At 70.6% G+C, this 26,468-nt stretch carries 18 protein-coding genes; 9 read left to right on the top strand and 9 right to left on the bottom strand.

Annotated elements, in window-relative coordinates; translation table 11 throughout:
* Positions 1 to 36 precede the first annotated feature (36 nt).
* Positions 37 to 567 (top strand): ubiquinol-cytochrome c reductase iron-sulfur subunit, encoded by a 531-nt coding sequence (petA, locus tag J2S22_RS03770; RefSeq protein WP_272775771.1) that lies wholly within the window; start codon positions 37 to 39, stop codon positions 565 to 567.
* A 42-nt stretch (positions 568 to 609) separates the two neighbouring features.
* Positions 610 to 2,721 carry a cytochrome c1 gene (locus tag J2S22_RS03765; protein WP_272775772.1) on the top strand — a complete coding sequence of 704 codons (2,112 nt, stop codon included), beginning with the start codon at positions 610 to 612 and terminating at the stop codon, positions 2,719 to 2,721.
* A gap of 316 nt (positions 2,722 to 3,037) precedes the next feature.
* On the opposite strand, the gene ubiG is transcribed toward J2S22_RS03765, so the two are convergent.
* Entirely contained in the window at positions 3,038 to 3,790 is a 753-nt protein-coding gene (gene ubiG / locus J2S22_RS03760) for a bifunctional 2-polyprenyl-6-hydroxyphenol methylase/3-demethylubiquinol 3-O-methyltransferase UbiG (protein ID WP_272775773.1), read from the bottom strand.
* A 260-nt stretch (positions 3,791 to 4,050) separates the two neighbouring features.
* Here ubiG and J2S22_RS03755 point away from each other — a divergent pair, with 260 nt between their 5' ends.
* From J2S22_RS03755 to J2S22_RS03730, 6 genes are all read left to right on the top strand, one after another.
* Positions 4,051 to 5,301 carry an aspartate kinase gene (locus tag J2S22_RS03755; protein ID WP_272775774.1) on the top strand — a complete coding sequence of 417 codons (1,251 nt, stop codon included), beginning with the start codon at positions 4,051 to 4,053 and terminating at the stop codon, positions 5,299 to 5,301.
* Between the two features lie 256 nt (positions 5,302 to 5,557).
* Positions 5,558 to 7,825 carry a phosphoenolpyruvate--protein phosphotransferase gene (gene ptsP, locus J2S22_RS03750; RefSeq protein WP_272775775.1) on the top strand — a complete coding sequence of 756 codons (2,268 nt, stop codon included), beginning with the start codon at positions 5,558 to 5,560 and terminating at the stop codon, positions 7,823 to 7,825.
* Between the two features lie 9 nt (positions 7,826 to 7,834).
* Positions 7,835 to 8,914 (top strand): peptide chain release factor 1, encoded by a 1,080-nt coding sequence (gene prfA / locus J2S22_RS03745; protein WP_272775776.1) that lies wholly within the window; start codon positions 7,835 to 7,837, stop codon positions 8,912 to 8,914.
* Between the two features lie 28 nt (positions 8,915 to 8,942).
* Positions 8,943 to 9,128, top strand: a complete 186-nt coding sequence (locus J2S22_RS03740; RefSeq protein WP_272775777.1) for a hypothetical protein — start codon at positions 8,943 to 8,945, stop codon at positions 9,126 to 9,128.
* Entirely contained in the window at positions 9,116 to 10,003 is an 888-nt protein-coding gene (gene prmC, locus J2S22_RS03735) for a peptide chain release factor N(5)-glutamine methyltransferase (RefSeq protein WP_272775778.1), read from the top strand. Before J2S22_RS03740 ends, prmC begins: the two co-directional genes overlap by 13 nt.
* Positions 10,004 to 10,475: 472 nt before the next feature.
* Positions 10,476 to 11,153 carry a DUF4167 domain-containing protein gene (locus J2S22_RS03730; protein WP_272775779.1) on the top strand — a complete coding sequence of 226 codons (678 nt, stop codon included), beginning with the start codon at positions 10,476 to 10,478 and terminating at the stop codon, positions 11,151 to 11,153.
* A gap of 120 nt (positions 11,154 to 11,273) precedes the next feature.
* On the opposite strand, the gene glgX is transcribed toward J2S22_RS03730, so the two are convergent.
* Positions 11,274 to 13,469 carry a glycogen debranching protein GlgX gene (gene glgX / locus J2S22_RS03725; RefSeq protein WP_272775780.1) on the bottom strand — a complete coding sequence of 732 codons (2,196 nt, stop codon included), beginning with the start codon at positions 13,467 to 13,469 and terminating at the stop codon, positions 11,274 to 11,276.
* 323 nt (positions 13,470 to 13,792) lie between these two features.
* Here glgX and J2S22_RS03720 point away from each other — a divergent pair, with 323 nt between their 5' ends.
* On the top strand, positions 13,793 to 15,817 hold the full coding sequence (locus J2S22_RS03720; RefSeq protein ID WP_272775781.1) for an AI-2E family transporter: 2,025 nt from the start codon (positions 13,793 to 13,795) through the stop codon (positions 15,815 to 15,817).
* On the opposite strand, the gene J2S22_RS03715 is transcribed toward J2S22_RS03720, so the two are convergent.
* The 7 genes from J2S22_RS03715 to egtB form a co-directional block, all read right to left on the bottom strand.
* Positions 15,784 to 18,198, bottom strand: coding sequence for a phosphoketolase family protein (locus tag J2S22_RS03715; RefSeq protein WP_272775782.1), 2,415 nt, complete (start codon positions 18,196 to 18,198; stop codon positions 15,784 to 15,786). The genes J2S22_RS03720 and J2S22_RS03715 overlap by 34 nt on opposite strands.
* Before the next feature lie 220 nt (positions 18,199 to 18,418).
* Complete coding sequence (locus tag J2S22_RS03710; RefSeq protein ID WP_272775783.1) at positions 18,419 to 19,987, bottom strand: TRAP transporter large permease; 1,569 nt, start codon at positions 19,985 to 19,987, stop codon at positions 18,419 to 18,421.
* A gap of 3 nt (positions 19,988 to 19,990) precedes the next feature.
* Entirely contained in the window at positions 19,991 to 20,506 is a 516-nt protein-coding gene (locus tag J2S22_RS03705; RefSeq protein ID WP_272775784.1) for a TRAP transporter small permease subunit, read from the bottom strand.
* Positions 20,507 to 20,654: 148 nt separating this feature from the next.
* Positions 20,655 to 22,637: an amidohydrolase gene (locus tag J2S22_RS03700; RefSeq protein ID WP_272775785.1), complete on the bottom strand. Its 1,983-nt coding sequence runs from the start codon at positions 22,635 to 22,637 to the stop codon at positions 20,655 to 20,657.
* A 230-nt stretch (positions 22,638 to 22,867) separates the two neighbouring features.
* Entirely contained in the window at positions 22,868 to 23,749 is an 882-nt protein-coding gene (locus J2S22_RS03695) for a polysaccharide deacetylase family protein (RefSeq protein ID WP_272775786.1), read from the bottom strand.
* Between the two features lie 261 nt (positions 23,750 to 24,010).
* Complete coding sequence (gene egtD / locus J2S22_RS03690) at positions 24,011 to 24,979, bottom strand: L-histidine N(alpha)-methyltransferase (protein WP_272775787.1); 969 nt, start codon at positions 24,977 to 24,979, stop codon at positions 24,011 to 24,013.
* A 42-nt stretch (positions 24,980 to 25,021) separates the two neighbouring features.
* Positions 25,022 to 26,287 carry an ergothioneine biosynthesis protein EgtB gene (egtB, locus tag J2S22_RS03685; protein WP_272775788.1) on the bottom strand — a complete coding sequence of 422 codons (1,266 nt, stop codon included), beginning with the start codon at positions 26,285 to 26,287 and terminating at the stop codon, positions 25,022 to 25,024.
* Between the last annotated feature and the right edge of the window lie 181 nt (positions 26,288 to 26,468).

Raw genomic sequence — 26,468 nt, 5'->3', positions numbered from 1 at the left:
GTTGCCCGCCCATCGTATCGAAAGGGACCGTAGACTGTGACCAATCCGTCATTGCCATCCGAGCCGACCCGGCGCGATTTCCTCTACATCGCCACGGGCGCGGTCGGCGCGATCGGGGCCGGGTTCACATTGGTGCCGCTGATCGCCCAGATGAACCCGGACGCCTCGACCATCGCGGCCGGCGCGCCGATCGAGGTCGACCTCGCCCCCATCACCGAAGGGCAGGTCATCAAGGTGACCTGGCGCGGCAAGCCGATCTTCATCTCCCACCGCACCGCGGAGGAGGTGAAGCAGGCCCAGTCCGTGCCGATGAGCCAGCTCAAGGATCCGCAGACCGACCAGGACCGGACCAAGACCGGCCACGAGCAGTGGCTCGTCGTGATCGGCATCTGCACCCATCTGGGCTGCATCCCGATCGCCAAGTCGGGCGAGTACAATGGCTGGTTCTGCCCCTGCCACGGCTCGGTCTACGACGATTCCGGCCGCATCCGCCAAGGACCGGCCCCGCTGAACCTGGCGATCCCGCCCTATCGCTTCGTTTCCGATTCCAAGATCGAGATCGGCTGACGCGGCCTCCGGACCGCAGCGCCCTCCGGACAGAGACCCATCATGAGTGGACCTTCCAAGTTCCAGCCGACGCATCCCGCCCTCAAGTGGTTCGAAGCGCGGCTCCCCATCGTCAGCCTGATGTACGATTCCTTCGTCGCCTATCCGACGCCGAGGAATCTGAACTTCCTGTGGACGTTCGGCGCGATCCTGTCGTTCATCCTCGTCATCCAGATCGTCACCGGCGTCATCCTGGTGATGCACTACACGCCGAACGTCGACCTCGCCTTCACGTCGGTCGAGCACCTGATGCGCGACGTGAACTACGGCTGGCTGATGCGCTACGCCCATGCCAACGGCGCGGCGATGTTCTTCTTCGCCGTCTACATCCACATGTTCCGCGGCATGTACTACGGCTCCTACAAGGAGCCCCGCGAGGTGCTGTGGATCATCGGCGTGATCATCTACCTGCTGATGATGGCGACCGGCTTCCTCGGCTACGTGCTGCCCTGGGGCCAGATGAGCTACTGGGCCGCCACCGTGATCACCAACCTGTTCTCGGCGATCCCGTGGGTCGGCGAGCCCATCGTGACCTGGCTGTGGGGCGGCTACTCGGTCGGCAACCCGACCCTGACCCGCTTCTTCTCGCTCCACTACCTGCTGCCCTTCGTGATCGTCGCCTTCGTGGTGCTGCACGTCTGGGCCCTGCACGTGGTCGGCCAGAACAACCCGGCCGGCGTCGAGCCCAAGTCCGACCAGGACACGGTGCCCTTCACGCCCTACGCCACCATGAAGGACCTGTTCTACTTCTCGGCCTTCATGCTGCTGTTCTTCTGGTTCGTGTTCTACCTGCCGAACTATCTCGGCCACGCCGACAACTACATTCCGGCCAATCCGAGCGTCACCCCGGCCCACATCGTGCCGGAGTGGTACTACCTGCCGTTCTACGCGATCCTGCGCGCCATCCCGAACAAGCTCGCCGGCGTCATCGCGCTGTTCGCCTCGATCCTGATCCTCGCCTTCCTGCCCTGGCTCGACACCTCCAAGGTCAGGTCCGGCACCTACCGGCCGCTGTTCAAGATCTTCTTCTGGATCTTCGTGGCGGTCTGCATCCTGCTCGGCTGGCTCGGCGCCAAGCCGGCGGAGGGCGGCTACGTGATCGCGGCCCAGATCCTGACGGCCTGGTACTTCCTGCACTTCATCCTGATCCTCCCGGTGATCGGCCTCATCGAGAAGCCGCTGCCGGTGCCCGACTCGATCACCGAGGCGGCGACGGGCGGTCACAAGAAGAAGGTCGGCGTGGCGGGCGCGATCGTCGCGCTCGCCGTGCTGGTCGGCCTCGCCGCCGGAACCGGCAAGGCCGAGGCGGCCGGCGAGCAGCCGAAGCCGCCGCAGCTGACCTGGACCTTCGCGGGCCCGTTCGGCACCTACGACCGCGCCCAGCTGCAGCGCGGCTTCCAGGTCTATCGCGAGGTCTGCTCCGCCTGCCACGGGCTGTCGCTGCTGTCGTTCCGCAACCTCGCGGAACCGGGCGGTCCCGGCTTCACTACGGAGCAGGCCGCCGCCGTGGCGGCCGAGGCCAAGGTGAAGGACGGTCCCAACGACCAGGGCGAGATGTTCGAGCGGCCCGGCCGGCTGGCCGACCGCTTCCCGTCGCCCTATCCGAACCCGCAAGCCGCGGCGGTCGCCTTCAACGGCGTCGCGCCGCCCGACCTTTCGGTGATGGCCAAGGCCCGCACCTACGAGCGCGGCTTCCCGACCTTCGTGTTCGACATGCTGACCCAGTACCAGGAGGCCGGGCCGGACTACATCGCCGCCTATCTGACCGGCTACGAAGATCCGCCGGCCGACTTCAAGCTTCCCGACGGCGGCAACTACAACAAGTTCTACCCGGGTCACGCGACCGCGATGCCGCCGGCCCTGATGGACGACCTCGTCACCTACACGGACGGCACGCCCCAGACCGCGCAGCAATACGCCAAGGACGTGGCGGCCTTCCTGATGTGGGCGGCGGAGCCGCATCTCGAGGCGCGCAAGCGGCTCGGCTTCCAGGTGATGATCTTCCTGCTCGTCCTCACCGGGCTCCTGTACTTCACCAAGAAGAAGATCTGGCACGAGGTCGAGAAGCCGCGCGAGATCGCGCACGGCCAGGACCCCAAGGCCACCAAGATCTGATCTCTTCGGGACACGAAGAGGCGTCACGGACCGGCCCGCGCAAGCGGGCCGGTTTCGTTTCGGAGGGACGGTTCGCCCCGACCACGTCCGCCCGGGCCCGCTCGCCGGCGGGCCGGCGTCCCGTCCTCGCCGTGAGGAGCCGCCGAAGGCGGCGTCTCGAAGCGCGAGGGCCGCCCCGGCGGCCGCATCGCGCGCGGGCCACAAGGTTCGAGACGCGCCCGGAGCGCCCCCCGGGGCCGCGCGCAGCGCGGACCGGGGGCGCTCCTCGCCACGACGGGCGGTTCAGGATCCGGACCGCGCCACCAGGGCCCCCGCCCTACCCGGCCTTCTCGGCCGTGATCATGTAGTTGACGTCCATGTCGCGGGAGAGCTGCCAGCGATCGGCCAGCACGTTGTAGATCACGCCGGTCTCGCCGGAGACCACGAGGCCGGCCGCCTCCATGGCGGAGGAGAGCTCCTGCGGGGTGACGAACTTGTCCCACTGATGGGTGCCGACCGGCAGCCAGCGCAGCACGTATTCGGCCCCGACGATCGCCAGCGCCCAGCTCTTCATGGTGCGGTTGAGGGTGGCGGCGATCATCAGGCCGCCGGGCTTCACCATGCCGGCGCAGACCGAGACGAACAGCGGCACGTCGGTGACGTGCTCCACCACCTCCATGGCCAGCACCACGTCGAAGCGCTCGCCGGCCTCGGCCAGCGCCTCGGCGGTCGTGTTGCGGTAGTCGATCGACAGCCCGCCCTGGGCGGCGTGCAGCTTCGCCACCTCGATGTTGGTGGTGGCCGGATCGGCCCCCACCACCTCGGCGCCGAGACGGGCGAGCGGCTCGGAGAGGATGCCGCCGCCGCAGCCGATGTCGAGGACGCGCAGCCCGGCGAGGCCGTCGATCCGCCGCGGGTCGCGGCCGAAGCGGGCGCAGGCGGCCTCCTTCACCCAGCCGACCCGGACCGGATTGAACTTGTGCAGGGTCGCCATCTTGCCGCGGGGATCCCACCAGGTGCGGGCGATCGCCTCGAAGCGGGCGATTTCGGCCGCGTCGACCGTGGTGGATCTGTCGAGATCGATGCTCATGCGATGCCCTGGTCCGTGATGCTCTGATCCGTGATGCCCCGGCGCGCGAGGCGTTTCGGCGCGCGCCCCGAGGCGGCGCCGGAGAGAAGTCCGGGTTCGACGCCGCCGCCCGGCGGGAGGCTGCGATGCCGGCGTGCCCCGTTGCCATCGCCCGGGCCCGCCGTTATGTATACGCGCCTTTTTCGCGCCGGGATCAGGGCGATGCAAGCCCGCGCACGCGCCGTCCCGCGCCGTTGCCTTCGAAGGACGACCCACCCGCCATGGCCCGTCTCGTGATGAAGTTCGGCGGCAGCTCCGTCGCCGATATCGACCGCATCCGCAACGTGGCGCGGCACGTCAAGCGCGAGGTCGACGCCGGACATCAGGTCGCCGTCGTGGTCTCGGCCATGGCCGGCGAGACCAACCGGCTGGTCAAGTTCTGCCGCGACATCTCGGTCCTGCACGACCAGGCGGAGTACGACGCCGTGGTCGCCTCGGGCGAGCAGGTGACCTCGGGGCTGCTCGCCATCGCCCTGCAGGCGCTCGGGATTCCGGCCCGCTCCTGGCAGGGCTGGCAGATCCCGCTGGCGACCTCCGACCAGCACGGCGCCGCCCGCATCATGGACATCGACGGCGCGCCGCTGATCGCCGGCTTCGAGGCCGGCCAGGTCGCCGTGATCGCCGGCTTCCAGGGCATCCACCGCGAGACCGGCCGGATCGCCACGCTCGGCCGGGGCGGCTCCGACACCTCGGCGGTGGCGCTCGCCGCCGCCATCAAGGCCGACCGCTGCGACATCTACACCGACGTGGACGGCGTCTACACCACCGACCCGCGGGTGGTGCCGAAGGCCCGCCGTCTCGACAAGATCGCCTTCGAGGAGATGCTGGAGATGGCCTCGCTCGGGGCCAAGGTCATGCAGGTGCGCTCGATCGAGCTCGGCATGACCCACAATGTCCGCATCTTCGTGCGATCGAGCTTCGACAAGCCGGAGGACATCGATCCGCACCGGCCCCCTCCCGGAACCCTGATTTGCGACGAGTCCGAGATCATGGAACACGAGGTCGTCACCGGCATCGCCTTCTCCAGGGACGAGGCGCAGATTTCGGTGCGCAGCGTCGAGGACAAGCCCGGCGTCGCCGCCGCCATCTTCGGGCCGCTGTCGGACGCCAACATCAACGTGGACATGATCGTCCAGAACGTGTCGGCCGACGGCAAGACCACCGACCTCACCTTCACGGTGACGGCGGCGGACTTCGAGCGGGCCAAGGACACGATCGAAAAGGCCCGCGGGACCATCGGGTTCCAGCGACTCGACACGGCCACCGACGTGTCCAAGATCTCGGTGATCGGGGTCGGCATGCGCAGCCATGCCGGCGTCGCCGCCTCGGCCTTCCGGGCGCTCGCCGACCGGGGCGTGAACATCCGGGCCATCACCACGTCCGAGATCAAGTTCTCGCTCCTGATCGACGCCGCCTTCACCGAGCTCGCGGTGCGCACGCTGCACAGCCTCTACGGGCTCGACAAGGCCTGACCGCCCGATCCGGGGCACCGCGGCGCCTCCGGGGCGCCGCTCCGGGCCGACAAAGCCGTTCAGTCGCAAAGCGTTGGACAATAAGGAAAAGAGCTGCGGCGCAGCACGTCCTTTCGCTTGCAGCGCACACGGCGCATTCGCTATAGCCGTGAGGGAATCGCAAGACCCGGCCCGCCCCGGCGCGATTCCCCGACCCGGACCCGGAACGCCTCGTCCGGCCGGCCCCTGGTGATGCGACCCTGAAGGACCTCACGCGATGCGCGGCGCGCTGGGCGGTCCGCGCGTGCTGCTTCGGCGCCTCCGCGAGGTTATGGCGGAGCCGGTCAGCGCGCAGGAACGCCTCGACAAGATCGTGGTGCTGATCGCCGCGAACATGGTCGCGGAGGTGTGCTCCGTCTATGTGCTGCGCGTCGACGGCACGCTCGAGCTGTACGCCACCGAGGGCCTGAACCGGCAGGCCGTCCACCTCACCGTGATGCGCTCGGACGAGGGCCTGGTCGGCCTGGTCGCCACCGAGGCGAGCCCGATCAACCTCAACGACGCCCAGGCGCACCCGGCCTTCTCGTACCGGCCGGAGACCGGCGAGGAGATCTACCGCTCGTTCCTCGGCGTGCCGATTCTCCGCGCCGGCAACACGCTCGGCGTCCTGGTCGTCCAGAACCGGGCGCGGCGGACCTATTCCGAGGAAGAGGTCGAGGCGCTGCAGACCACCGCGATGGTCCTCGCCGAGATGATCGCCTCGGGCGAGCTGACCTCGCTGGCGCAGCCCGGCGCCGAGCCGGCGGTGCGGCGCCCCGTCCACGTCTCCGGCGCGGCCCTCACCGACGCCATCGCGCTCGGCCACGTGGTGCTGCACGAGCCGCGCGTCGTCATCACCAACTTCATCGCCGACGACGTCCAGAAGGAGCTGCGCCGGCTCGGCGTCGCCATCGAGACGCTGCGGGCCGAGCTCGATCTGATGCTGGAGAGCGGCGAGGTGGCGGAGGGCGGCGAGCACCGCGACGTGCTCGAGGCCTACCGCATGTTCGCCCACGACCGCGGCTGGGTGCACAAGCTGGAGGAGGCGGTGCTCACCGGCCTCACGGCCGAGGCGGCGGTCGAGCGCGTGCAGTCCGACACCCGCGCCCGCATGCTGCGCCAGACCGACCCGTATCTGCGCGAGCGGCTGCACGACTTCGACGACCTGGCGCACCGGCTGCAGCGCCAGCTGCTCGGCTACGACCACGCGCCGACCCGCGACAAGCTGCCCGAGCACGCCATCATCGTGGCGCGCTCGATGGGCCCGGCGGCGCTGCTCGACTACGACCGCAACCGCCTGCGCGGCCTCGTGCTGGAGGAAGGCGGACCGAACTCGCACGTCGCCATCGTCGCCCGCGCGCTCGGCATCGCCGCGGTCGGCGAGGTGCCGAACGCCACCGGCCTCGCCGATCCGGGCGACGCCGTCATCGTCGACGGCGTCACGGGCGACGTCCATGTGCGGCCGACGCCCGACATGGAGGCGGCCTATGTCGAGCGGGTGCGGCTGCGAGCCCGCCGGCAGCTGCAGTATCTCAGCCTGCGCGACAGGCCGTCGGTCACCAAGGACGGCCAGCCGATCACGCTGATGATCAATGCCGGCCTGCCAGTCGACCTGCCGCACATCGCCGAGACCGGGGCGGCCGGCATCGGCCTGTTCCGCACCGAGCTGCAGTTCATGGTGGCGGCCCAGTTCCCGCGCACCAGCGAGCAGCTCGCGCTGTACCGGAACGTGCTCGACGCCGCCGGCGGCAAGCCGGTGGTGTTCCGCACGCTCGACATCGGCGGCGACAAGGTGCTGCCCTACATGCGCAACTACGAGGAGGAGAACCCGGCGCTCGGCTGGCGGGCGATCCGCCTCGGCCTCGACCGCCCCGGCCTGCTGCGCAGCCAGGTGCGCGCCATGCTGCGCGCCGCCTCCGGCCGCGAGCTGCGCATCATGTTCCCGATGGTCGCCGTGGTGCACGAGTTCGACGAGGCCAAGGGCCTGGTCGAGCGCGAGCTGACCCATCTGCGCCGGCACGGCCACCGGCTGCCCGAGCGGGTCGAGGTCGGCACCATGCTGGAGGTGCCGGCGCTGCTGTTCCAGCTCGACGAGCTCCTGGAGCGGGTCGACTTCCTGTCGGTCGGCTCCAACGACCTGCTGCAGTTCCTGTTCGCGGCCGACCGCGGCAATGCCCGCGTCGCCAACCGCTTCGATCCGCTGTCGGTGCCGGTGCTGCGCGTCCTCAAGATGATCGTCGACCGCGCCGACGCGCACGGCAAGTCGGTGACGCTGTGCGGCGAGCTCGCCTCCAAGCCGATCGGCGCGCTCGCCCTGGTGGCCCTGGGCTATCGCGCCTTCTCGCTGCTGCCCTCGGCGGTCGGCCCGGTGAAGGCGATGCTGCTCGACCTCGACGCCGGCAAGGTGGAGCGCCTGGTGGCCTCGCTGATGACGCTGCCGCTCGGCAGCGCCTCGGTGCGCGCCAAGCTCACCGCCTTCGCCGAGGCCGAAGGCCTGACCCTCTGAGGCCCCGCGATGCTGCCGCAAGCCAAGCTCGACGCCGTGGTGACGCGCCATGCCGCGCTCCAGGCGGAGCTCGCCGGCAAGCTGCCGCCCGAGACCTTCGTGAAGCTCTCGCGTGAGCTCGCCGAGATCGACCCGGTCGTCGAGAAGGTGACGCGCTACAAGGAGATCCTGCGCGAGATCGACGACGTCGCCGCGATCGCGGCCGATCCGGCGAGCGACGCCGAGATGCGCAGCATCGCGGCCGACGAGAGGACGGCGCTGGAGGAGGCGCGGCTGCGCCTCGAGGAGGACATCCGGCTCGCCCTGATTCCCAAGGACGCGATGGACGAGCGCAACGTCATCGTCGAGATCCGCGCCGGCACGGGCGGCGACGAGGCGGCGCTGTTCGCCGGCGACCTGTTCCGCATGTACGAGCGCTTCGCCGCCCAGCAGGGCTGGAAGACCGAGATCCTGTCGGCGAGCGAAGGCACCATGGGCGGCTACAAGGAGATCATCGCCGAGATCCGCGGCGCCGGCGCCTTCGCCAGGCTGAAGTTCGAATCGGGCGTGCACCGGGTGCAGCGCGTGCCCGACACCGAGGCGTCGGGCCGCATCCACACCTCGGCCGCCACCGTCGCGGTGCTGCCCGAGGTCGAGGACGTCGACGTCGCGATCGACGAGAAGGACCTCGAGATCGACACCATGCGGTCGAGCGGCGCCGGCGGCCAGCACGTCAACAAGACCGAATCGGCAATCCGGGTGAAGCACGTGCCGAGCGGCATCGTCGTGTTCGTCCAGGAGGAGCGCTCGCAGCACCGGAACCGGGCCAAGGCGATGGCGATGCTGCGCGCCAGGCTCTACGATCAGGAGCGGCAGAAGCGCGACTCCGAGCGGGCCGCCGAGCGGCGCGGCCAAGTCGGCTCCGGCGACCGCTCCGAGCGCATCCGCACCTACAACTTTCCGCAGGGACGCGTCACCGACCACCGCATCAACCTGACCCTCTACAAGCTGCCGCAGGTGATGGAAGGCGAGGCGCTCGGCGAGATCGTCGACGCCCTCGTGACCGAGCACAACGCGGCGCTGCTCGCCGCCGAGACCGGAGCGGCGTGACGCTCCGCCTGACCGAAGGGACGCGGACGTGACCATGCACAAGCCGCGCTTTCCGCTGCGCTGGCGCCACCGGCTGTTCCGGATGGTGAAGCCGCGCACCCTGCAGGGCCTGTCGATCCAGCTCGCGGTGGCGACGGCCCTGCTGATCGCGGCGCTGCACTGGACCGGCCATCTCGGCGCGCTCGGCCGCCTGTGGACCGCATGGCTGGGATGATGGTGGCGGCCGGCGCCACCGTCGCGGCGGCCCGCCGGAGCGTCGCCGCGGCGCTGCGCGCCGCCCGTCTCGACACGCCGGATCTCGATGCGCGGCTGCTGGTGGGCGAGGCGCTCGGCCTCGATCACGCCGGCCTCGCGGTCGCCGCCGCCCGCGTCCTGACCGCGGACGAGGCGCGCCGGATCGAGGCGTTCGCGACGCGCCGTCTCGCGCACGAGCCGGTCGCCCGCATTCTCGGCCGCAGCCAGTTCTGGAGCCTGCCGCTGGTGGTGACGCGGGACGTGCTCGATCCGCGCCCCGACACCGAGACCGTAGTGACGGCGGCGCTCGCCGCGATCGACGCGCGCGGCCCGCGCCGGGCGGTGGCGCGCCTCGCCGATCTCGGCACCGGATCGGGGGCGATCCTGCTGGCGCTGCTGTCCGAGCTGCCGGAGGCGCGCGGCGTCGGCACCGACACGAGCCTCGCCGCGCTCGGCGTCGCGCGCGACAATGCCGGACGGCTCGGGCTGGCGCCGCGCGCCGGCTTCGTCGCCTGCGACTACGGCGGCGCGCTCGCCGGCGGCTTCGACCTCGTCGTCTCCAATCCGCCCTATATCCGCACCGCCGACATCGCGACGCTCGCCCCCGAGGTGCGCGACTTCGATCCGCGGCCGGCGCTCGACGGCGGGCCCGACGGCCTCGACGCCTACCGGGCGATCGCCGCCGATGCCGGGCGCCTGCTGGCGCCGGGCGGGCTCATCGTGGTCGAGGTCGGCCACGACCAGTCCGGGGCGGTTGTCGCCTTGTTCGATACGAACCACCTCGCCCGCATCGGCGACCCATATCAGGACTTTTCCGGACACCGGCGTGCCGTCCTGGCACAAAGGCAAACCTGATATACAAAATCGAAAGTCTTTCCCAAACGCCGACAAAAAAGAGCTTGATTCTGCAGCGAGAGTGACTAGGTTCCGCTTACGGAATCGACCTGGGTCGGTTTGACCTGCTGCAGAGGACGCCCGGAGCAAGGCTCGGCGAGGCACGCAGCGGAGACGCAGTCACCAAAATCCGTCGAACAGGGTTGGTGCTGCGCCACTCGGGATCGGGATGATACTTCAGCGGCTTCGGCGCGCGCTTCGATCATGGATCGTGAGCCGCGCGGGCATCGTGAGAGGTTGGCAGCGCCGCAGACGTGCTGCGGTCACAAGCTGAGCCATCAGAAGGGAATTGCGGCGCGGCCACGGGCGCGCCTGCATGCATCGGCTGTGCGCGGTTGCAGTCCGGTGGCGATCGGCCATGCGCCGATCCACGCAACCATTGATGTAACCGGCGGAGCAACCGCCGCAATCAGAGGTGGCCAAAAGCCGAACCATGAGAAACGGTCAGAACAAGCGCATGCGGGGCCGCAACCGCAAGAGCCACAATCCGCTCACCCGGGTTTACGAGTCCAACGGCCCGGACGTGAAGATCCGCGGCACCGCATCGCACATCGCCGAGAAGTACATGCAGCTCGCGCGTGACTCGCAGTCCTCCGGCGATCCGGTTTCGGCCGAGAACTATTTCCAGCATGCCGAGCACTATTTCCGGCTGATCGCCACGGCGCAGGAGCAGTTCCGCCAGACCACGCCGTTCTACCGCGGCGAAGGCGGCGCCGCCGACCCGCGCGACGACGTCTACGACGACGACGGCGACGACCAGCCGGGCCTCCCGGGCGCGGGCGAGCAGCCGAGCTTCGGCACCCGCGATCCGCAGCCCTATCTGCCGCGCGACGCGCAGTTCTTCACCCCCCGCGAGCAGCCCTTTGTGCGCCAGCCGCAGCCGGCCGGCGACGAGGGCATCGACCGGCTGCCGTCCTTCGTCACCGGCGGCGCCCCCGCGCCGCAGCAGAACGCGCAGACCTTCGGGCAGAACGGCTTCGAGGGCCAGGCCGGGCCGGGCGGCGCCGACCGCTTCCCGCTGCACCGGCGTCGCCGCCGCCACCGCGGCACCCGCGGCGACGCAGCCCCGGCCGGCGAGTCGAACGACGAGGGCTCGGCGCCGCAGGAGTGAACGACCTGCGACACCGCCTCTGAACAGAACGCCGTCACCTCGGGGTGACGGCGTTCGTGTTTTCGGAGTCCGGAGAGCGGACAGATGCGGCGCGGGCGGGACGCTGGCCCGCCCGGCGGGTCAGCGCCGCCGCGCCGGCAGCAGCCGGAACAGCAGGAACGAGCGCGCCGTCACCTCGTAGTCGTCGCCGAAGCCGAAGCGCTCGAGGTCGTCCTCGTCCGGGTCGTCGATCTCCAGATTGGTGTCGATCAGCCGCAGCCAGCCGCCGCCGCCCGCGACCTCCGGCAGCGTGAACTTCACCGGGATGTCGGCGGCGTTGAAGATCAGCACCATGGTGGCATCGTGGCCGCGCCGGCGGATGCCGGTCTCCTGGGCGCGCCCGTCGAAGATCACGCCCATGCACTTGGCGTAGGGATCGCTCCACTGCTCCGGCCCCATCTCGGTGCCGGCCGGCGTCAGCCAGGTGGCGTCGCGGACGCCGAGATCCTCGTTCCACTCGCCGGTGAGGAAGCGGTTGCGGCGCAGGATCGCGTAGGCGCGCCGGATGGCGATGACGCGCGCCGTGAAGTCGTACAGCGCCTCGCCTTCCGGCGTCAGGTTCCAGTCGATCCAGCTGATCTCGTTGTCCTGGCAGTAGGCGTTGTTGTTGCCGTGCTGGGTGCGCCCGAACTCGTCGCCGGCGGTCAGCATCGGCGTGCCCTGGGAGAGCAGCAGGGTCGCGAGCAGGTTGCGCTTCTGCCGCTCGCGCAGCGCCTTGATCTCGGGATCGTCGGTCGGCCCCTCGACGCCGTGGTTCCAGGTGTAGTTGGCGTTGTGGCCGTCGCGATTGTCCTCGCCGTTGGCCTCGTTGTGCTTGTCGTTGTAGCTCACGACGTCGTTCAGCGTGAAGCCGTCGTGCGCCGTGATGAAGTTGACGCTCGACCACGGCTTGCGGCCGCGCCGGTTGAACAGATCCCCGGAGCCGGTGAGCCGGGTCGCGAACTCGGCCAGCTGGCCTTCGTCGCCCTTCCAGAACTTGCGCATGGTGTCGCGATAGCGGTCGTTCCACTCCGCCCAGCCGGGCGGGAAGCGGCCGACCTGATAGCCGCCCGGGCCGCAGTCCCACGGTTCGGTGATCAGCTTCACCGAGGAGAGCACCGGGTCCTGCCGGCAGGAATCGAGGAAGCCGCCGCCCTCGTCGAAGCCGTAGGGCTCACGCGCCAGGATCGTGCCGAGGTCGAAGCGGAAGCCGTCGACATGCATCTCCTCGACCCAGTAGCGCAGGCTGTCGGTGACCATCTGCAGCACGCGCTGATGCGAGAGATTGAGCGTGTTCCCGGTGCCGGTGTCGTTGATGTAGTAGCGCGGCTGGTCGGGCAGCAGACGATAATAGGCGGCGTTGTCGATGCCCTTGAACGACAGCGTCGGGCCGCGCTCGTTGCCCTCGGCGGTGTGATTGTAGACGACGTCGAGGAGCACCTCGATGCCGGCGTCGTTGAGCCGCGCCACCATCTCCTTGAACTCGGAGAAGGCGAAGTCCGGCACGCTGGCGTAGCGCCGTGCCGGCGCGAAGAACGCGATGGTGTTGTAGCCCCAGTAGTTCACCAGGCCCTTCTCGGTGAGATACGTGTCGTCGACGAAGGTGTGGATCGGCAGGAGCTCGACGGCGGTGACGCCGAGCCGCTTCAGATGCGCGATCACGCCGGGGTCGCACAGCCCGCGGAAGGTGCCGCGCAGCGGCTCGGGCACGTCGGGATGCAGCTTGGTGAAGCCCTTGACGTGCATCTCGTAGACGATGGTGCGATCCCACGGGACCTTGGGCGAGCGCACGTCGCCCCAGGTGAAGGCCGGATCGACGACGCGGCCCTTCAGATTGTGACGCGCGCTGTCGCGGGTGTCGAAGGTGGTGTCGTCGCCGGTCTCGAGCTGGTAGCCGAACAGCTCCGGCCCCCACTTGATCTGCCCGAACACCGCCTTGGCGTAGGGGTCGAGCACCAGCTTGTTGGGATTGAAGCGGTGGCCGTTGTGCGGCTCGTAGGGGCCGTGCACCCGGTAGCCGTAGATGGTGCCCGGACGGGCGTCGGGCAGGAAGCCGTGCCAGACCTCGTCGGTGAACTCGGGCAGCTCGATGCGCTCCAGCTCGGTCTCGCCCGAATCGTCGAACAGGCAGAGCTCGACCTTGGTGGCGTGCGCCGAGAACAGCGCGAAGTTGACGCCGAGCCCGGTCCAGGTGGCGCCGAGCGGATGCGGCGAGCCCTCGCGGATTCGGATCCCGCCGGTGCCGTTGCGCGATTTCACGGGGGTCGCCGTGCTCGGCGGGGTGACGTGCTGGGTCATCGGCTCGAAGTCTCCACCGGGGAACGAGGGCGTCCGACGCCACCCCGCGCGAGCGTCGTCGCACCGCCGGCAGGCAGGGCCGCCGCGGACGCATCGACGCGCGATGTCGCACGAGAGGATCGGATGCGGCGCCGGCGCGGCAACGCGGTGCCGCGCGGGCCGGCAACTTTCAACTGCATGCGCCGGGGAAAGTTCCATGCCGCCGCGTCGCGGACGTCGTCGGGCGGCGGCCGGCCCCATGGCACCGTTTCCGGCTTCGATCGTTGTCTTGCGCCGGCTCTCTCGTCCGGCCGGGCGGGCGCGTCAGCCCGAAGGAGCGAGACATGTCCGACCCCGAGCGCAGCCCCGCCGCGCAGATATCACCGGCCGAGAGCCCGAAGCTGTCGGAGCTTCTCACCCTGGCGGTCGGCGTGGTGGTGGTGGCGGCGCTGTACCTCGCCCGCGACGTGCTGGTGCCGATCACGCTCGCCGTGCTGCTCACCTTCGTGCTGGCGCCGCTGGTGCGGGCGCTGCGCTGGCTGCGGCTCGGCCGGGTGCCGGCCGTCATCGTCGCCGTGATCGTCGCGCTCGCCGTGCTGTCGTCGATCGGCGCCGTGATCGGCAGCCAGATCGCCAGCTTCGCCCAGGACCTGCCGCGCTACGAGACGACCATCCGGGACAAGCTGGAGGTCGTGCGGGAGCAGACTCTCGGCCGCCTCACCAGCGTGATCGCCCAAATCGAGCAGATTCGCCCGGGCGAGGCGCCGGGGCCGGCGGAGCCCGCCGCCCCGCAGCAGACGGCACCGAACGGGCAGAACGGACAGCAGGCCGGCCAGGGCGGCGAGAGCGACGGTCCGCCCTCGCCGCTCGCCTTCGCGCAGCGCTGGGTCTCGCCGGTGCTGAGCCCGCTCGCCACGCTCGGCATCGTGCTGGTGTTCGTCACCTTCATCCTGCTGCAGAAGGAGGACCTGCGCGACCGCTTCATCCGGCTGTTCGGCTCGCGCGACCTCCACCGCACCACGGTGGCGCTCAACGACGCCGGCCGCCGGCTGAGCACGTTCTTCCTCACCCAGCTCGCCCTCAACACGGCGTTCGGCGTGCTGGTGACGGCCGGGCTCTACGTCATCGGGCTGCCGAGCCCGATCCTGTGGGGCATCGTCGCCGCGCTGTGCCGGTTCGTCCCCTATGTCGGAGCCTGGATCTCGACGCTGCTGCCGCTGGCGGTCGCGGCGGCGGTCGACCCCGGCTGGACGATGTTCCTCTGGACGCTCGCGCTGTTCCTGGTGACCGAGCCGCTGCTGGGGCAGGTGGTCGAGCCCGTCGTCTACGGGCATTCGACCGGGCTGTCGCCCGTGTCGGTGCTGATCGCCACCGTGTTCTGGACCTGGCTGTGGGGACCCATCGGCCTCGTGCTGGCGACGCCGCTGACCCTGTGCCTCGTCGTGCTCGGCCGTCACGTCGAACGGCTGGAGTTCCTCGAGGTCCTGCTCGGCGACCGGCCGGCGCTCACATCGACCGAGACGTTCTACCAGCGCATGCTGGCCGGCGACCCGGACGAGGTGCAGGACCAGGCCGAGGTGCTCCTCAAGACGCGCTCGCTGTCGGCCTATTACGACGAGGTGGCGCTGCGCGGCCTCGCCCTCGCCGCCGAGGATGCGGCGCGCGGCGTGCTCGGGCCGGCGCGCATCCGCACCATCGCCGGATCGGTGTGCGAGCTGGTCGAGGAGCTCGACGAGTACGACGACCACGCGCCGGCGCCGCCGATCGAGGGCGCGAGCCCGGTCGAGGCCGAGGACGAGGCCGCCGGCGACGTCCCGCCCGGCCGCATGGCACCGCCGCCGGAGGCGCGCACCGGCCCCTGGGCCTGCCCGTCGCCGGTGCTGTGCATCGCCGGGGCGAGCCCGCTCGACGAGGCCGCCGCCGCCATGCTGATGCAGCTCCTCGGCAAGCACGGGCTCGGCGCCCGCTCGCTGGCGAGCGACCGGCTGTCGCGCGTCCACGTCGCCGCGCTGAACCCGGACGGCATCGCCTATGTCTGCATCTCGCTGGTCGAGAGCACCGGAAACCTGGCGCGGGTCCGCTACCTGATCCGCCGGCTGCGCCGCCAGCTTCCGGGCGTGCCGATCCTGGTCGGCCTGTGGCCGGACCGCGACGACGGGACCGAGGGCGAGAGCGTGCGCACCACCATGGGCGCCGACCTCTATGTCGGCTCGCTCACCGAGGCCGTGAACGCCTGCGTCGACGCCGCCACGGCGACCGCGGTCGCGCAGGCCGCGACCGCCGACACCGGCGCGCCGCGCAGCGGCGCCCCGGAGCAGACCCCGGAGCCGGCGCCTCAGTCGCCGCTGCGGGCCGCCGCCGTGCCGTAGGGCCAGCCCCAGTCGCGGATCTCCGGCATGTCCTCGCCGTGCCGGATCACGTAGTCGCGGTGCGCGGTGCGCTTGTCGCGCAGCATCTGCTTCACGCCGGCGGCGCTCACGGCGAGATCCGGCACGCGGTCGATCGCGTCCATGGCGAGGCGGAAGCGGTCGAGATCGTTGATCACCACCATGTCGAACGGCGTCGTCGTGGTGCCCTCCTCCTTGTAGCCGCGGACATGGATGTTGGGGTGGTTGCGGCGCCGGTAGGCCAGCCGGTGAATCAGGTACGGATAGCCGTGATAGGCGAAGATCACCGGCCGGTCGGTGGTGAACAGCGAATCGAAGTCGCGATCCGTCAGCCCGTGCGGATGCTCGGTGTCGGGCTGCAGCGTCATCAGGTCGACGACGTTGACGACCCGGATCTTCAGCGCCGGCAGGTTCTCGCGCAGCAGCGAGACGGCGGCGAGCGTCTCCAGCGTCGGCACGTCGCCGGCGCAGGCCATCACCACGTCGGGCGTGCCGCCCTGGTCGTTGGAGGCGAAGTCGAGGATGCCGATGCCGGCCGCGACGTGCCGGATCGCGGCCTCCATGTCGAGCCACTGCGGCGCCGGCTGCTTGCCGGCGACGATCACGTTGACCCGGTTCCAGGTGCGCAGGGCGTGGTCGGCGACGGCCAGCAGCGTGTTGGCGTCCGGCGGGAAATAGACCCGCACCACCTCGGGCTTCTTGTTCAGCACCACGTCGATGAAGCCGGGGTCCTGGTGGGTGAAGCCGTTGTGGTCCTGCCGCCAGACATGCGACGTGAGCAGATAGTTGAGCGACGCGATGCGGCCGCGCCACGGCAGCGTCCGCGACACCTTCAGCCACTTGGCGTGCTGGTTGAACATCGAGTCGACGATGTGGACGAAGGCCTCGTAGCACGAGAAGAAGCCGTGCCGGCCGGTGAGCAGATAGCCTTCCAGCCAGCCCTGGCAGAGATGCTCGCTCAAGACCTCCATGACGCGGCCCTGGCGGGCGAGATGCACGTCGTAGGGCTCGATCGCCTCCTGCCAGACCCGGTCGGTCGCTTCGAACACGGCGTCGAGCCGGTTGGACGCGGTCTCGTCCGGTCCCATCAGGCGGAAGTTGCGGGCCTCGTCGTTCATCCTGATCACGTCGCGCAGATACGCGCCGAGCACCCGGGTCGCCTCGCCCATGGTGCCGCCCGGGTGATCGACCGCGACCGCATGGGCGCGCAGATCGGGCAGCGCGAGCGCGCCGCGGATGCCGCCGTGCGCGTGCGGGCTCGCCCCCATGCGGCGCGGCCCTGTCGGGGCCAGCGCGGCGATCTCGGGCAGGAGGCGACCGTCCGCGTCGAACAGCCGCTCGGGGCGATAGCTGCGCAGCCACGCCTCGAGCAGGCGCAGATGCTCCGGATTGTCGCGCGGATCGGTGATCGGGACCTGGTGGGCACGCCAGAAGCCCTCGACCTTCCTGCCGTCGATCTCCTTCGGCCCGGTCCAGCCCTTCGGGCTGCGCAGCACGATCACGGGCCAGCGCGGCCGCGACGGGGCCGCGGCTGCATCGCCCGCCCGGGCCTGCGCCTGCGTCGCCGCGATCGTGTCGAGCGCCCGGTCGAGCGTCTCGGCCATCAGCCGGTGCATCGCCATCGACTCGTCGCCGGCGACGAACAGCGGCTCCCAGCCGAGCCCACGCAGCATCGCGGCGATGTCGTCGTCGCTGGTGCGGCCCAGCACGGTCGGGTTGGCGATCTTGTAGCCGTTGAGATGCAGGATCGGCAGCACGGCGCCGTCGTGCACCGGATCGAGAAACCTGATCGACTGCCAGGAGCCGGCGAGCGGGCCGGTCTCGGCCTCGCCGTCACCGATCACGCAGGCGACGACCAGATCCGGATTGTCGAAGGCGGCCCCGAAGGCGTGCGACAGGGCATAGCCGAGCTCGCCGCCCTCGTGGATCGAGCCCGGCGTCTCGGGCGCCGCGTGGCTCGGGATGCCGCCCGGGAACGAGAACTGGCGGAACAGCGTCTTCAACCCGGCCGCGTCGCGCGAGATGTCCGGATAGATCTCGGAATACGCCCCCTCCAGATACGTGCTGGCGACCATGGCGGGGCCGCCGTGGCCGGGGCCGCAGACATAGAGCATGTCGAGATCGCGGGCGACGATCGCCCGGTTCAGATGCACGTAGACGAAGGAGAGGCCCGGCGACGTGCCCCAGTGCCCGAGCAGCCGCGGCTTGACGTGCTCGCGCGCTAGCGGCTCGCGCAGCAGCGGATTGTCGAGCAGGTAGATCTGGCCGACCGTGAGATAGTTCGCGGCCCGCCACCAAGCATCCATGCGGCCGAGCGTCACGTCGTCGACGCCGCCTGCGGGCGTGGTCGTGCTCTGGTCCATGACGGCTTCCTTCTGCATCCACGACGCGGGACATGGTCACGCCGTCATGGCCGGCCTGTGCCGGCCATCCACGTCTTCACGTCGCGCGACGGCGCGGTCGTGGATGGCCGGGACGAGCCCGGCCATGACGGAGGAAAGGCCTCGAAGGTGACATCATGGTGACCGACCTCGAGGCATCGCTCCGAGTCGGAAACCACCCGCCCGACGTCCCGTTCCCGCCTCAGCGCGGGTAGAGCAGCGCCGGCAGCCACGTCGCGAGGCCCGGCACGACCCACAGGGCGACGAGGGCGAGGAGCTGGATCACGACGAACGGGATGGCGCCGACATAGATGTGCGCCGTGGTGATCTCCTTCGGCGCGACGCCGCGCAGGAAGAACAGGGTGGGGCCGAGCGGCGGGTGGATGTAGGAGGTCTGCAGGTTGAGCGCGATCATCACGGCGAGCCAGACCGGATCGACGCCGGGCAGCTGCAGCAGCGCCGGCGCGACGATCGGCACCACGACGAAGATGATCTCGAAGGCGTCCATCACGAAGCCGAGCAGGAAGATCGCCAGCATCACGGTGAGCACGGCACCGGCCGTGCCGCCCGGCAGATCCGAGAGGGCGCGGTGCACGAGGTCGTCGCCGCCGAGCCCGCGGAACACCAGGCTGAACAGCGTCGCGCCGATCAGGATGAGGAAGATCATGCTGGTGACCTCGGCGGTGCGGGAGAGCACCGGCACGAGGAACTTTTCACGGTGCACGCGCAGCACGGGCTGCAGCAGCAGGGCCGCCGCGCCGGCGAGCAGCACCGCCGGCACCAGCCCGGCGGGATCCCCCGCGGCGAGGCTGCGCGGATCGAGCCCGTGCGAGGACAGCAGACGCAGCGTCGCGATCACCACGACGATCAGGCCGAGCCAGGGCGCCCAGGCGCGCGGATCGGGCCGCGCGGCGAGCAGCATCGCTCCGAAGGCCCCGACCGCGGCGGCCTCGGTCGGCGTCGCCAGCCCGCCCAGGATCGAGCCCAGCACGGCGAGGATCAGGAGGATCGGCGCGACCAGCACGGCGAGGGCGCGGCGCAGCAGGGCGAGGCCGTGCGGCGCGTCCGGGTCGGGCGGGATGGCCGGCGAGGACCGCGGCGCCACGATCGCCACGCCGACCAGGAACACGAGATAGAGCGCGACCAGGCCGAAGGCCGGCACGATGGCGCCGGCGAACAGATCGCTCACCGTGACGGACTGCGGCGCGAAGTTGCCCTGGGCGAGCTGGGCCGCCTGATAGGCGTTGCTCATCTGGTCGCCGAGCAGCACCAGCACGGTGGCGGGCGGAAAGATCTGGGCGAGCGTCGCGGTCGCGGCCACGGTTCCGGCGGCGAGCCGCTTGTCGTAGCCGTGCCGCAGCATGGTCGGCAGCACGATCAGGCCCATCGTCACCGTGGTGGCGCCGACGATGCCCTTCGCCGCGGCGAGCAGCACCCCGACGACGACGACCGCGACGGCGAGGCCGCCGCGCAGCCGGCCGAACAGGCGGCCCAGCGCCTCCAGCAGATCCTCGGCGACGCGCGAGCGCTCCAGCATCACGCCCATGAAGACGAACAGCGGAATCGCCAGCAGCACCTCGTTGGTCATCACCCCGAAGATGCGCTGCGGCAGCGCGCCCAGGAAGCTCGGCGCCATCACGCCGAGGAGATCACCGACCGCGACGAAGGCGAGCGCAACGCCGGCGAGCGTCAGCGCCACCGGGTAGCCGGCCATCAGCAGCGCGACGGCGGACACCACCATCAGGACGGCGACGAGAGCCTGGAGATCCATCGTTCACCCCTGCGCCGGGGCGGGTGCGGCGCCGCGCAGCACCGCGATCGCGCGGCAGAGCTGCGCGACGCCCTGGACGAGCATCAGCACGGCGAAGGCCGGGATCAGGGTCTTGAGCAGAAACACCAGCGGCAGGCCGCTGGCCTCGCGCGAGCGCTCCAGCAGCGCCCAGGAGCGCGCCACATAGGGCAGCGACACCCACAGGAGCACGATCGCAAAGGGAAACAGGAACGCCACCGTGCCGAGCGCGTCGATCCACGCCTTCCGGCGCGGCGCGAGGCCGGCATAGACGATGTCCACCCGCACGTGGCCGCCCCGGGCGAGCGTGAAGGCGGCGGCGAGCAGGAACAGCCCGGCATGGGCGTAGACGGCGGTCTCCTGCAGCCACAGCGAGCCGAGCCCGAGGGCATAGCGCAGCAGCACCACGGCGAGCTGGACCAGGACGACGGCCAGCGCGCCCCAGGCGGCGACCCGGAACACCGCACCGGTGACGCGGTCGATGCGGTCCGCCCAGGCCACGAGCCTCGCGCCCGGCGGCACACGCGCAGGCGACGGCGGCGGAATGATCTGGGGAGACGAAACGGATCCGGGGCCGGACATGGCGCCTTATACGCCGGCCCGGCCCCGGGGTTAAAGGGCGCGCTGCACGGCGCGCCCGTGTCGTGGCTCAGAGGAGCCCGCAGCCGCAGCCGAGGGTCCAGCTGCGGCCGTCGTCGCCGACGACGGTCGGCATCGCGTCGGCGATCATGGCGGAGGCGAGCGCCCGGCCGTCGTCGAGCCCGGCATGGCGGGTGCCGAAGTCGGCCGAGGCCTGGCGGCCGTAGCCGGCATAGTGCTTGATCGGCAGCCAGTCGGGCGCGACCGCGAGCGCCGCCGGGGCGAGGCCGGCGTACGGCCCCTCGCCGTAGACGATCTTGCCGCCCACCATGGTGAGGGCCGCGCTCATCTGCGAGATGCGGTTCTCCGGCACCGCAAAATAGTCCTCGTTGAGCACCGCGATGTCGGCCCACTTGCCGACCGAGATCGTGCCCTTCTTGTCCTCCTCGCGGGTGATCCAGGCACCGCTCGCCGTGTAGGCCTTCAGGGCCTCCTCGCGGCTCATCAGGTTGCGCTCGGCGGCATGGCGCAGCCCGCCGACCGTCCTGCCGGTGACCAGCCACTCGATGCCGACCCACGGATTGTGGCTCGCCGCGCGGTTGCCGTCAGTGCCGAGGGCGAACGGGATGCCCATGTCGCGGATGCGGCCGAAGGCGGGCGCGTCGGCGGCCGCCTCCATGCCCCACTTCTGCACATAGGCCTCGCCATCGAGCGACATGCGGTTCTGGATGCCGAGGCTGCCGCCGAGCGCCTGCAGGCGCTCCAGCGAGCGCGCCGAGATGCCCTCGCAGTGCTCGAGGCCCCAGCGCAGCTTGTCGACCGGCACCTCCTTGTGGACCTTCTCGACCACGCCGAGGATGCGCTGCGCCGTGAAGTCGAACGAGGCGTGCATGCGGAACGGCCAGCCGTTCTGCGCCACGAAGGTCAGCACCTCGGTGAGCTTCTCCTCCATGATCGGCGGCTGGCGGACCGGATCCTTGGCGAAGTTGGTGTTGTCGCCGGCCGCCCATACCGTGTACTCGCCGGCGCCGGACAGGCGGAAGAAGTCGTCGCCCTCGTAGAGCTTCGCCTGGGCGAGCCAGCCCTTGTAGTCCTCGATCTCGCGGCCCGGACGCTGCGCCATCAGGGTGTAGCCGATGCGCACCGTCAGCGCCTTGTCGGCGGCCAGCCTGGCGATCGCCTGATAGTGCTCGGGGTAGTTCTGGCCGCCGCCGCCGGCGTCGATCAGGCTGGTCATGCCGAGCCGGTTCAGCTCGCGCATCATGTGCCGGGTCGAGGTGATCTGATCCTCGGGCGACAGCTTCGGCACCTTGGCGAACACCGACAGCAGACTGACCAGGCTGGTGGTGGCGATGACGAGCCCGGTCGGCATGCCGCTGCCGTCGCGGGCGATCACGCCGCCGAACGGATCGGGCGTCTCGGCCGTCCAGCCGAGCGCGCGCAGGCCGGCCTTGTTGACGAATCCGCGGTCGTAGAGATGCATCACGAAGCACGGCACGTCGCCGGTCGCGGCGTTGATCTCGGACAGCGTCGGCAGACGCTTCTCCTTGAACTGGTGCGGCGTCCAGCCGCCCATCACCTGCACCCAGTGCGGCGCCGGGGTGCGGGCCGCCTGCTCCTTCAGCATCTGCAGGGCGAGCGCCAGCGACGGCACGCCGTCCCAGCGGACCTCCTGCGAGTAGGTGAGGCCGCCGCGGATGAAATGCGTGTGGGCGTCGTTGAGGCCCGGGATCACGGTGCGGCCGCCGGCGTCGACGATCCGGGTCGAGGCGCCACGGAACGACTCCAGATCACGCCGCGCCCCGACGCCGACGATCTTGTCGCCGGCGATGGCGATCGCCTCGGCGCGCGGCGTCTTCGGGTCGAGCGTCACCACCTTGGCGTTCTCGATGATGATGTCGGCCTTGCCGTCCTGCGCCAGCGCGGCGACCGGCTCCAGCGTCCGGGCGGCGGCATAGAGACCGCCGATCGCGGCCGCGCCGCCCATGAAACGACGCCGCGACAGCGACGATGCCGTGAATCCGAACGGTTTTGTTCCGCAGAACAAGCACATGCGTTTCTCTCCCGAGCAGTTCTCGTTGCACGGACGCCGATGCGGGGAGCGTCCGAATTCGTTTGTTGGCCGGGAGAGTGCGTGACCGCGCCGACGCGGTCAACCGTCACGACGTCGCGACGTGAGAGATCGCGCCCACGCGGGACGACAGTGCTGGATCGTGAAACGCGTCCGGCCCGCCGCGCGGGGGCGACGGGCCGGATCGGATCCGACGGATGCGCGCGGCGCGATCAGCCGGAGGTCTTCAGCACGTAATCGGCGATCTCCTCGCGGGTCGCGACATGGACGTCATCGCGGCCCATGACGGTCTTCACGATCGCCTCGTAGGCCCAGGCGCCGTTCGGACGGCCGAACACGTGGCAGTGCGCCGTCACGTCGATGATCACCGACTCCTCCTCGGCGGCGAGCACGTTGGCGAGCAGGTCGTCGAACAATGTAACAAAATCGCGCGGCGAGCGGCCGAACCGCATGGCGTGCGGGAGATCGTTGATCTCCATGGTGAGCGGGATGGCGACGATGCGGCCGTTCTCGCAGGTTTGAATATAAGGCCGCTCGTCGTCGAACACGTCGCCCTGCCACAGATAGCCGGCGTCGATCAGCAGCCGCGAGCCGTCACGCGACGGCGTGCCGCGCGGGCTGATCCAGCCGACCGGCCGCTTGCCCGAGACGGACTCGATCGCCTGGGTGGTGCGGTCGATGTCGGACTTCACCTGCTCCAGCGTCAGGGTCGCCGGGATCACGTCCTGGGCCCAGCTGTGGGCGACGATCTCGTGGCCGGCGTCGACCATGCGCTTGAGCACGGCCGGGGTACGCTCGGCGAGCACGCCCGAGGTCATCACGCTGGCGCGCGCCTGATGGCGGTCGAGCTTGCGCAGCAGGCGGTCGATGCCGCGGGCGACGCCGTAATGGCCCCAGGAGAGCGCGTTGGTGTCGAAGGCGCCGGCCGGCAGCGGGTTGCCCATCGGACCGACGCCCGGGGCCTTGCCGTCCGACCACGCCTCGTAGGCGAGGTTGAGAATCACCGCGACGTGGCGGCCGCCGGGCCAGCGGAACGCGCGGTCGAGGCGCTTTACGCGCGTGTCGCGCGCGACGAAGTCGAGCTCACCTGACATGGAGTCTCTCGGAAGCGAGGGTTCTGGGCGGCGCGACTATAGAGAAGCCCGGTCGGCCGTCCACCCCGCGCCGCGCATGCCGCCTCGCCGCGGCCCGACGGCCGGTGCGCCATCCGAAACGGTGTCGCGATCGTCATCGCGACCACGCCGGGCCCGGAATTCCGCGCATTCCCGCGAAAGCGGGACTCCAGAACCACGCGTCGTTGCCGCCCCTTCGCGGGGACGAGCGGACTGGACGGCGATCTGCCGTCGCGTCGCCTCTCAGCTGCGCACCAGCGCGTGCACGGCGAACCACCTCTCGGGGTCCGTCCAGGTCTCGGCGAGGCGCCAGCCGGCGCCGGTGGCCAGCGTGCGGAACAGCTCCGCCGTGTACTTGTAGCTGCTCTCGGTGTGGATGGTCTCGCCGCGGCGGAACTCGAAGCAGCGGCCGTCGACACGCACGCGCTGGCGGGTGCGGCTGGCGAGATGCATCTCGATGCGGAGCTGCTCGCGGTTGTAGACGGCGCGGTGCCAGAAGGCGCCGAGATCGAAATTGCCGCCGAGCTCGCGATTGATCCGGCGCAGCAGGTTGAGGTTGAACTCGGCCGTGACGCCGGCGGCGTCGTTGTAGGCGCGGGTGAGGACGTCCGGATCCTTCACCAGGTCGACACCGATGATCATCCGGGCGCCGGGGCCGAGCAGCGCGCCGGCGTGGCGCAGGAAGGCCGCCGCCTCGTGCGGCTCGAAATTGCCGAGCGTCGAGCCCGGGAAGAAGCCGACCTTGGGCAGCGCGGCGATCTCGGCCGGCAGCGCGAACGGCGCCGTGAAGTCGGCCGGCACCGGCACCACCCGCAGGCCGGGGATCTCACGCGACAGCCGCTGCGCCGCGTCCTGCAGGAACGCGCTGGAGATGTCGACCGGCACGAAGGTCTTCACCGGCGCGGCGCCGAGCAGAAGGCGGACCTTGGTCAGCGACCCGGCGCCGAACTCGACGAGCGCGGCGTCCTTCGGCACGAAGGCGGCGATGGCGCCGGCCTCGGCGGTCAGGATGCCGGTCTCGGTGCGGGTCGGATAGTATTCGGGCGTGCGGGTGATCGCCTCGAACAGCTGCGAGCCGCGCTCGTCGTAGAAGTATTTCGGCGGAATCCGCTTCGGATCGGCCGAGAGGCCGTCGATCACGTCGACCAGAAAGGCGTGGCGCGCCGTGTCGTCGGGAGCGATCGTACGCGGCAGGCGAACATGAGCAGTCATCGGGGGTCCTCGTCGCTCGATACGCGGATCGGCGCGGCCGCGTCAGGACGGAAAGCTCGCCAGCCGCACGCCGGTGAACTGCCAGCGCGCCGAGGGCGGGAAGAAGTTGCGGTAGGTGGTGCGGGCGTGGCCCGGCGGGGTGGCGAGCGACGAGCCGCGCAGGACCATCTGGTTCACCATGAACTTGCCGTTGTACTCGCCGAGCGCACCGTCGGCCGCGCGATAGCCCGGATAGGGCGCGTAGGCGCTGCGGGTCCACTGCCAGACAACGCCGAACGCATCGGCGAGTTCTCCGCTGCGGACGCCGACCTCCCATTCCGATTCAGCGGGCAGATGGCGGCCGGCCCAGCGCGCGAAGGCGTCGGCCTCGTAGTAGCTGACGTGGCAGACCGGCGCGGCGGGATCGACCGGCTGCAGGCCGCCCAGCGTCATCACCTCCCAGCGGCCGTCCTGCTCGCGCCAGTAGCCGGGCGCCCGCCAGCCCTCCTGCTGCACGGCGGCGAAGCCGTCGGAGAGCCACAGGGCGGCGTTGGCGTAGCCGCCGTCCCGCATGAAGGCGAGCCAGTCGCCATTGGTGACGAGGCCGCGCGCGATCGCCACCGGGCCGACCAGGGCGCGGTGGGCCGGCCCCTCGTTGTCGTAGGAGAAGCCGTCGCCCTGGTGGCCGATGGTGTGGATGCCCTCGGGAATCGACAGGGTGCCGGGCGCCCGGGCCGCCGCGCGCCAGCGCCACTCGGGATCGTAGGCCGGCGCGATCGGGTTCTCGGAGAAGGCGTGCAGGATGTCGGTGAGGATCAGCTCCTGATGCTGCTGCTCGTGGTTGAGCCCGATCTCGACGATGCCGGCGATCCCGGGAGGCAGCGCCGTCTCGTCTGCCAGCAGGGCGTCGACCGCGGCGTCCACATGGGCCCGGTAGGCCGCGACGGTGGCGCCGTCGGGCCGGGTGATCAGGCCGCGCTTGGGCCGGGCGTGCCGCGGTCCGGCCGCCACGTAGTAGGAGTTGTAGAGATAGGCGAGCCGCTCGTCGAAGCGCCGGTAGCCCGGCACGTGCGGCTCCAGCAGGAACTGCTCGAAGAACCACGTCGTGTGGGCGCGGTGCCACTTGGTCGGGCTCGCGTCCGGCATCGACTGGATCACCTGGTCCTCGGCCGACAGCGGCCCCGCCAGTGCCCCGGTATGGGCCCGCACGCTGCGGAAGGCGGCGCGCAGGCCGACCGCCCGCGTCGCCGCCGCGGGCGACGGTTCCCGCCCCGATGGGTCCGAAGGCGGGGAGGCGCCGCGGCGCGGCGTCAGGGCCGTGATGCTCATGCTGGTTCCGCTGGTCGGGGTCGAAGCGGCCGCCCGGGCCCCCCTGAGGCGAACCCGATACCGGCCGTTCATCGAGAACCGGCTGGCAGCGCCCGGGTTCCCGCCCACGGGGCGGCAGCGCCGCCGTCGGGGTCGACCACCATCTAGAACGGGAGCGGCGGCGCGTCACCGCCCGTCGCGT

It is taken from the genome of Rhodoplanes tepidamans, from assembly GCF_030813915.1.
In the GTDB taxonomy this organism is placed as follows: Bacteria; Pseudomonadota; Alphaproteobacteria; order Rhizobiales; family Xanthobacteraceae; genus Rhodoplanes; species Rhodoplanes tepidamans.
The sequence above is the reverse complement of the archived record's forward strand: the minus strand, read 5'-3'. Positions and strand labels throughout refer to the sequence as shown.

What these genes read in the sequence shown, in the direction of transcription:
- prmC (WP_272775778.1), top strand. Translation starts at nt 9,116, where the DNA reads ATGGCTGGGATGATGGTGGCGGCCGGCGCCACCGTCGCGGCGGCCCGC.
- J2S22_RS03700 (WP_272775785.1), bottom strand. Translation starts at nt 22,637, where the DNA reads ATGTGCTTGTTCTGCGGAACAAAACCGTTCGGATTCACGGCATCGTCG.
- J2S22_RS03755 (WP_272775774.1), top strand. Translation starts at nt 4,051, where the DNA reads ATGGCCCGTCTCGTGATGAAGTTCGGCGGCAGCTCCGTCGCCGATATC.
- J2S22_RS03730 (WP_272775779.1), top strand. Translation starts at nt 10,476, where the DNA reads ATGAGAAACGGTCAGAACAAGCGCATGCGGGGCCGCAACCGCAAGAGC.
- ubiG (WP_272775773.1), bottom strand. Translation starts at nt 3,790, where the DNA reads ATGAGCATCGATCTCGACAGATCCACCACGGTCGACGCGGCCGAAATC.
- J2S22_RS03765 (WP_272775772.1), top strand. Translation starts at nt 610, where the DNA reads ATGAGTGGACCTTCCAAGTTCCAGCCGACGCATCCCGCCCTCAAGTGG.
- J2S22_RS03715 (WP_272775782.1), bottom strand. Translation starts at nt 18,198, where the DNA reads ATGGACCAGAGCACGACCACGCCCGCAGGCGGCGTCGACGACGTGACG.
- egtB (WP_272775788.1), bottom strand. Translation starts at nt 26,287, where the DNA reads ATGAGCATCACGGCCCTGACGCCGCGCCGCGGCGCCTCCCCGCCTTCG.
- prfA (WP_272775776.1), top strand. Translation starts at nt 7,835, where the DNA reads ATGCTGCCGCAAGCCAAGCTCGACGCCGTGGTGACGCGCCATGCCGCG.
- J2S22_RS03720 (WP_272775781.1), top strand. Translation starts at nt 13,793, where the DNA reads ATGTCCGACCCCGAGCGCAGCCCCGCCGCGCAGATATCACCGGCCGAG.
- ptsP (WP_272775775.1), top strand. Translation starts at nt 5,558, where the DNA reads ATGCGCGGCGCGCTGGGCGGTCCGCGCGTGCTGCTTCGGCGCCTCCGC.
- J2S22_RS03710 (WP_272775783.1), bottom strand. Translation starts at nt 19,987, where the DNA reads ATGGATCTCCAGGCTCTCGTCGCCGTCCTGATGGTGGTGTCCGCCGTC.
- glgX (WP_272775780.1), bottom strand. Translation starts at nt 13,469, where the DNA reads ATGACCCAGCACGTCACCCCGCCGAGCACGGCGACCCCCGTGAAATCG.
- egtD (WP_272775787.1), bottom strand. Translation starts at nt 24,979, where the DNA reads ATGACTGCTCATGTTCGCCTGCCGCGTACGATCGCTCCCGACGACACG.
- J2S22_RS03695 (WP_272775786.1), bottom strand. Translation starts at nt 23,749, where the DNA reads ATGTCAGGTGAGCTCGACTTCGTCGCGCGCGACACGCGCGTAAAGCGC.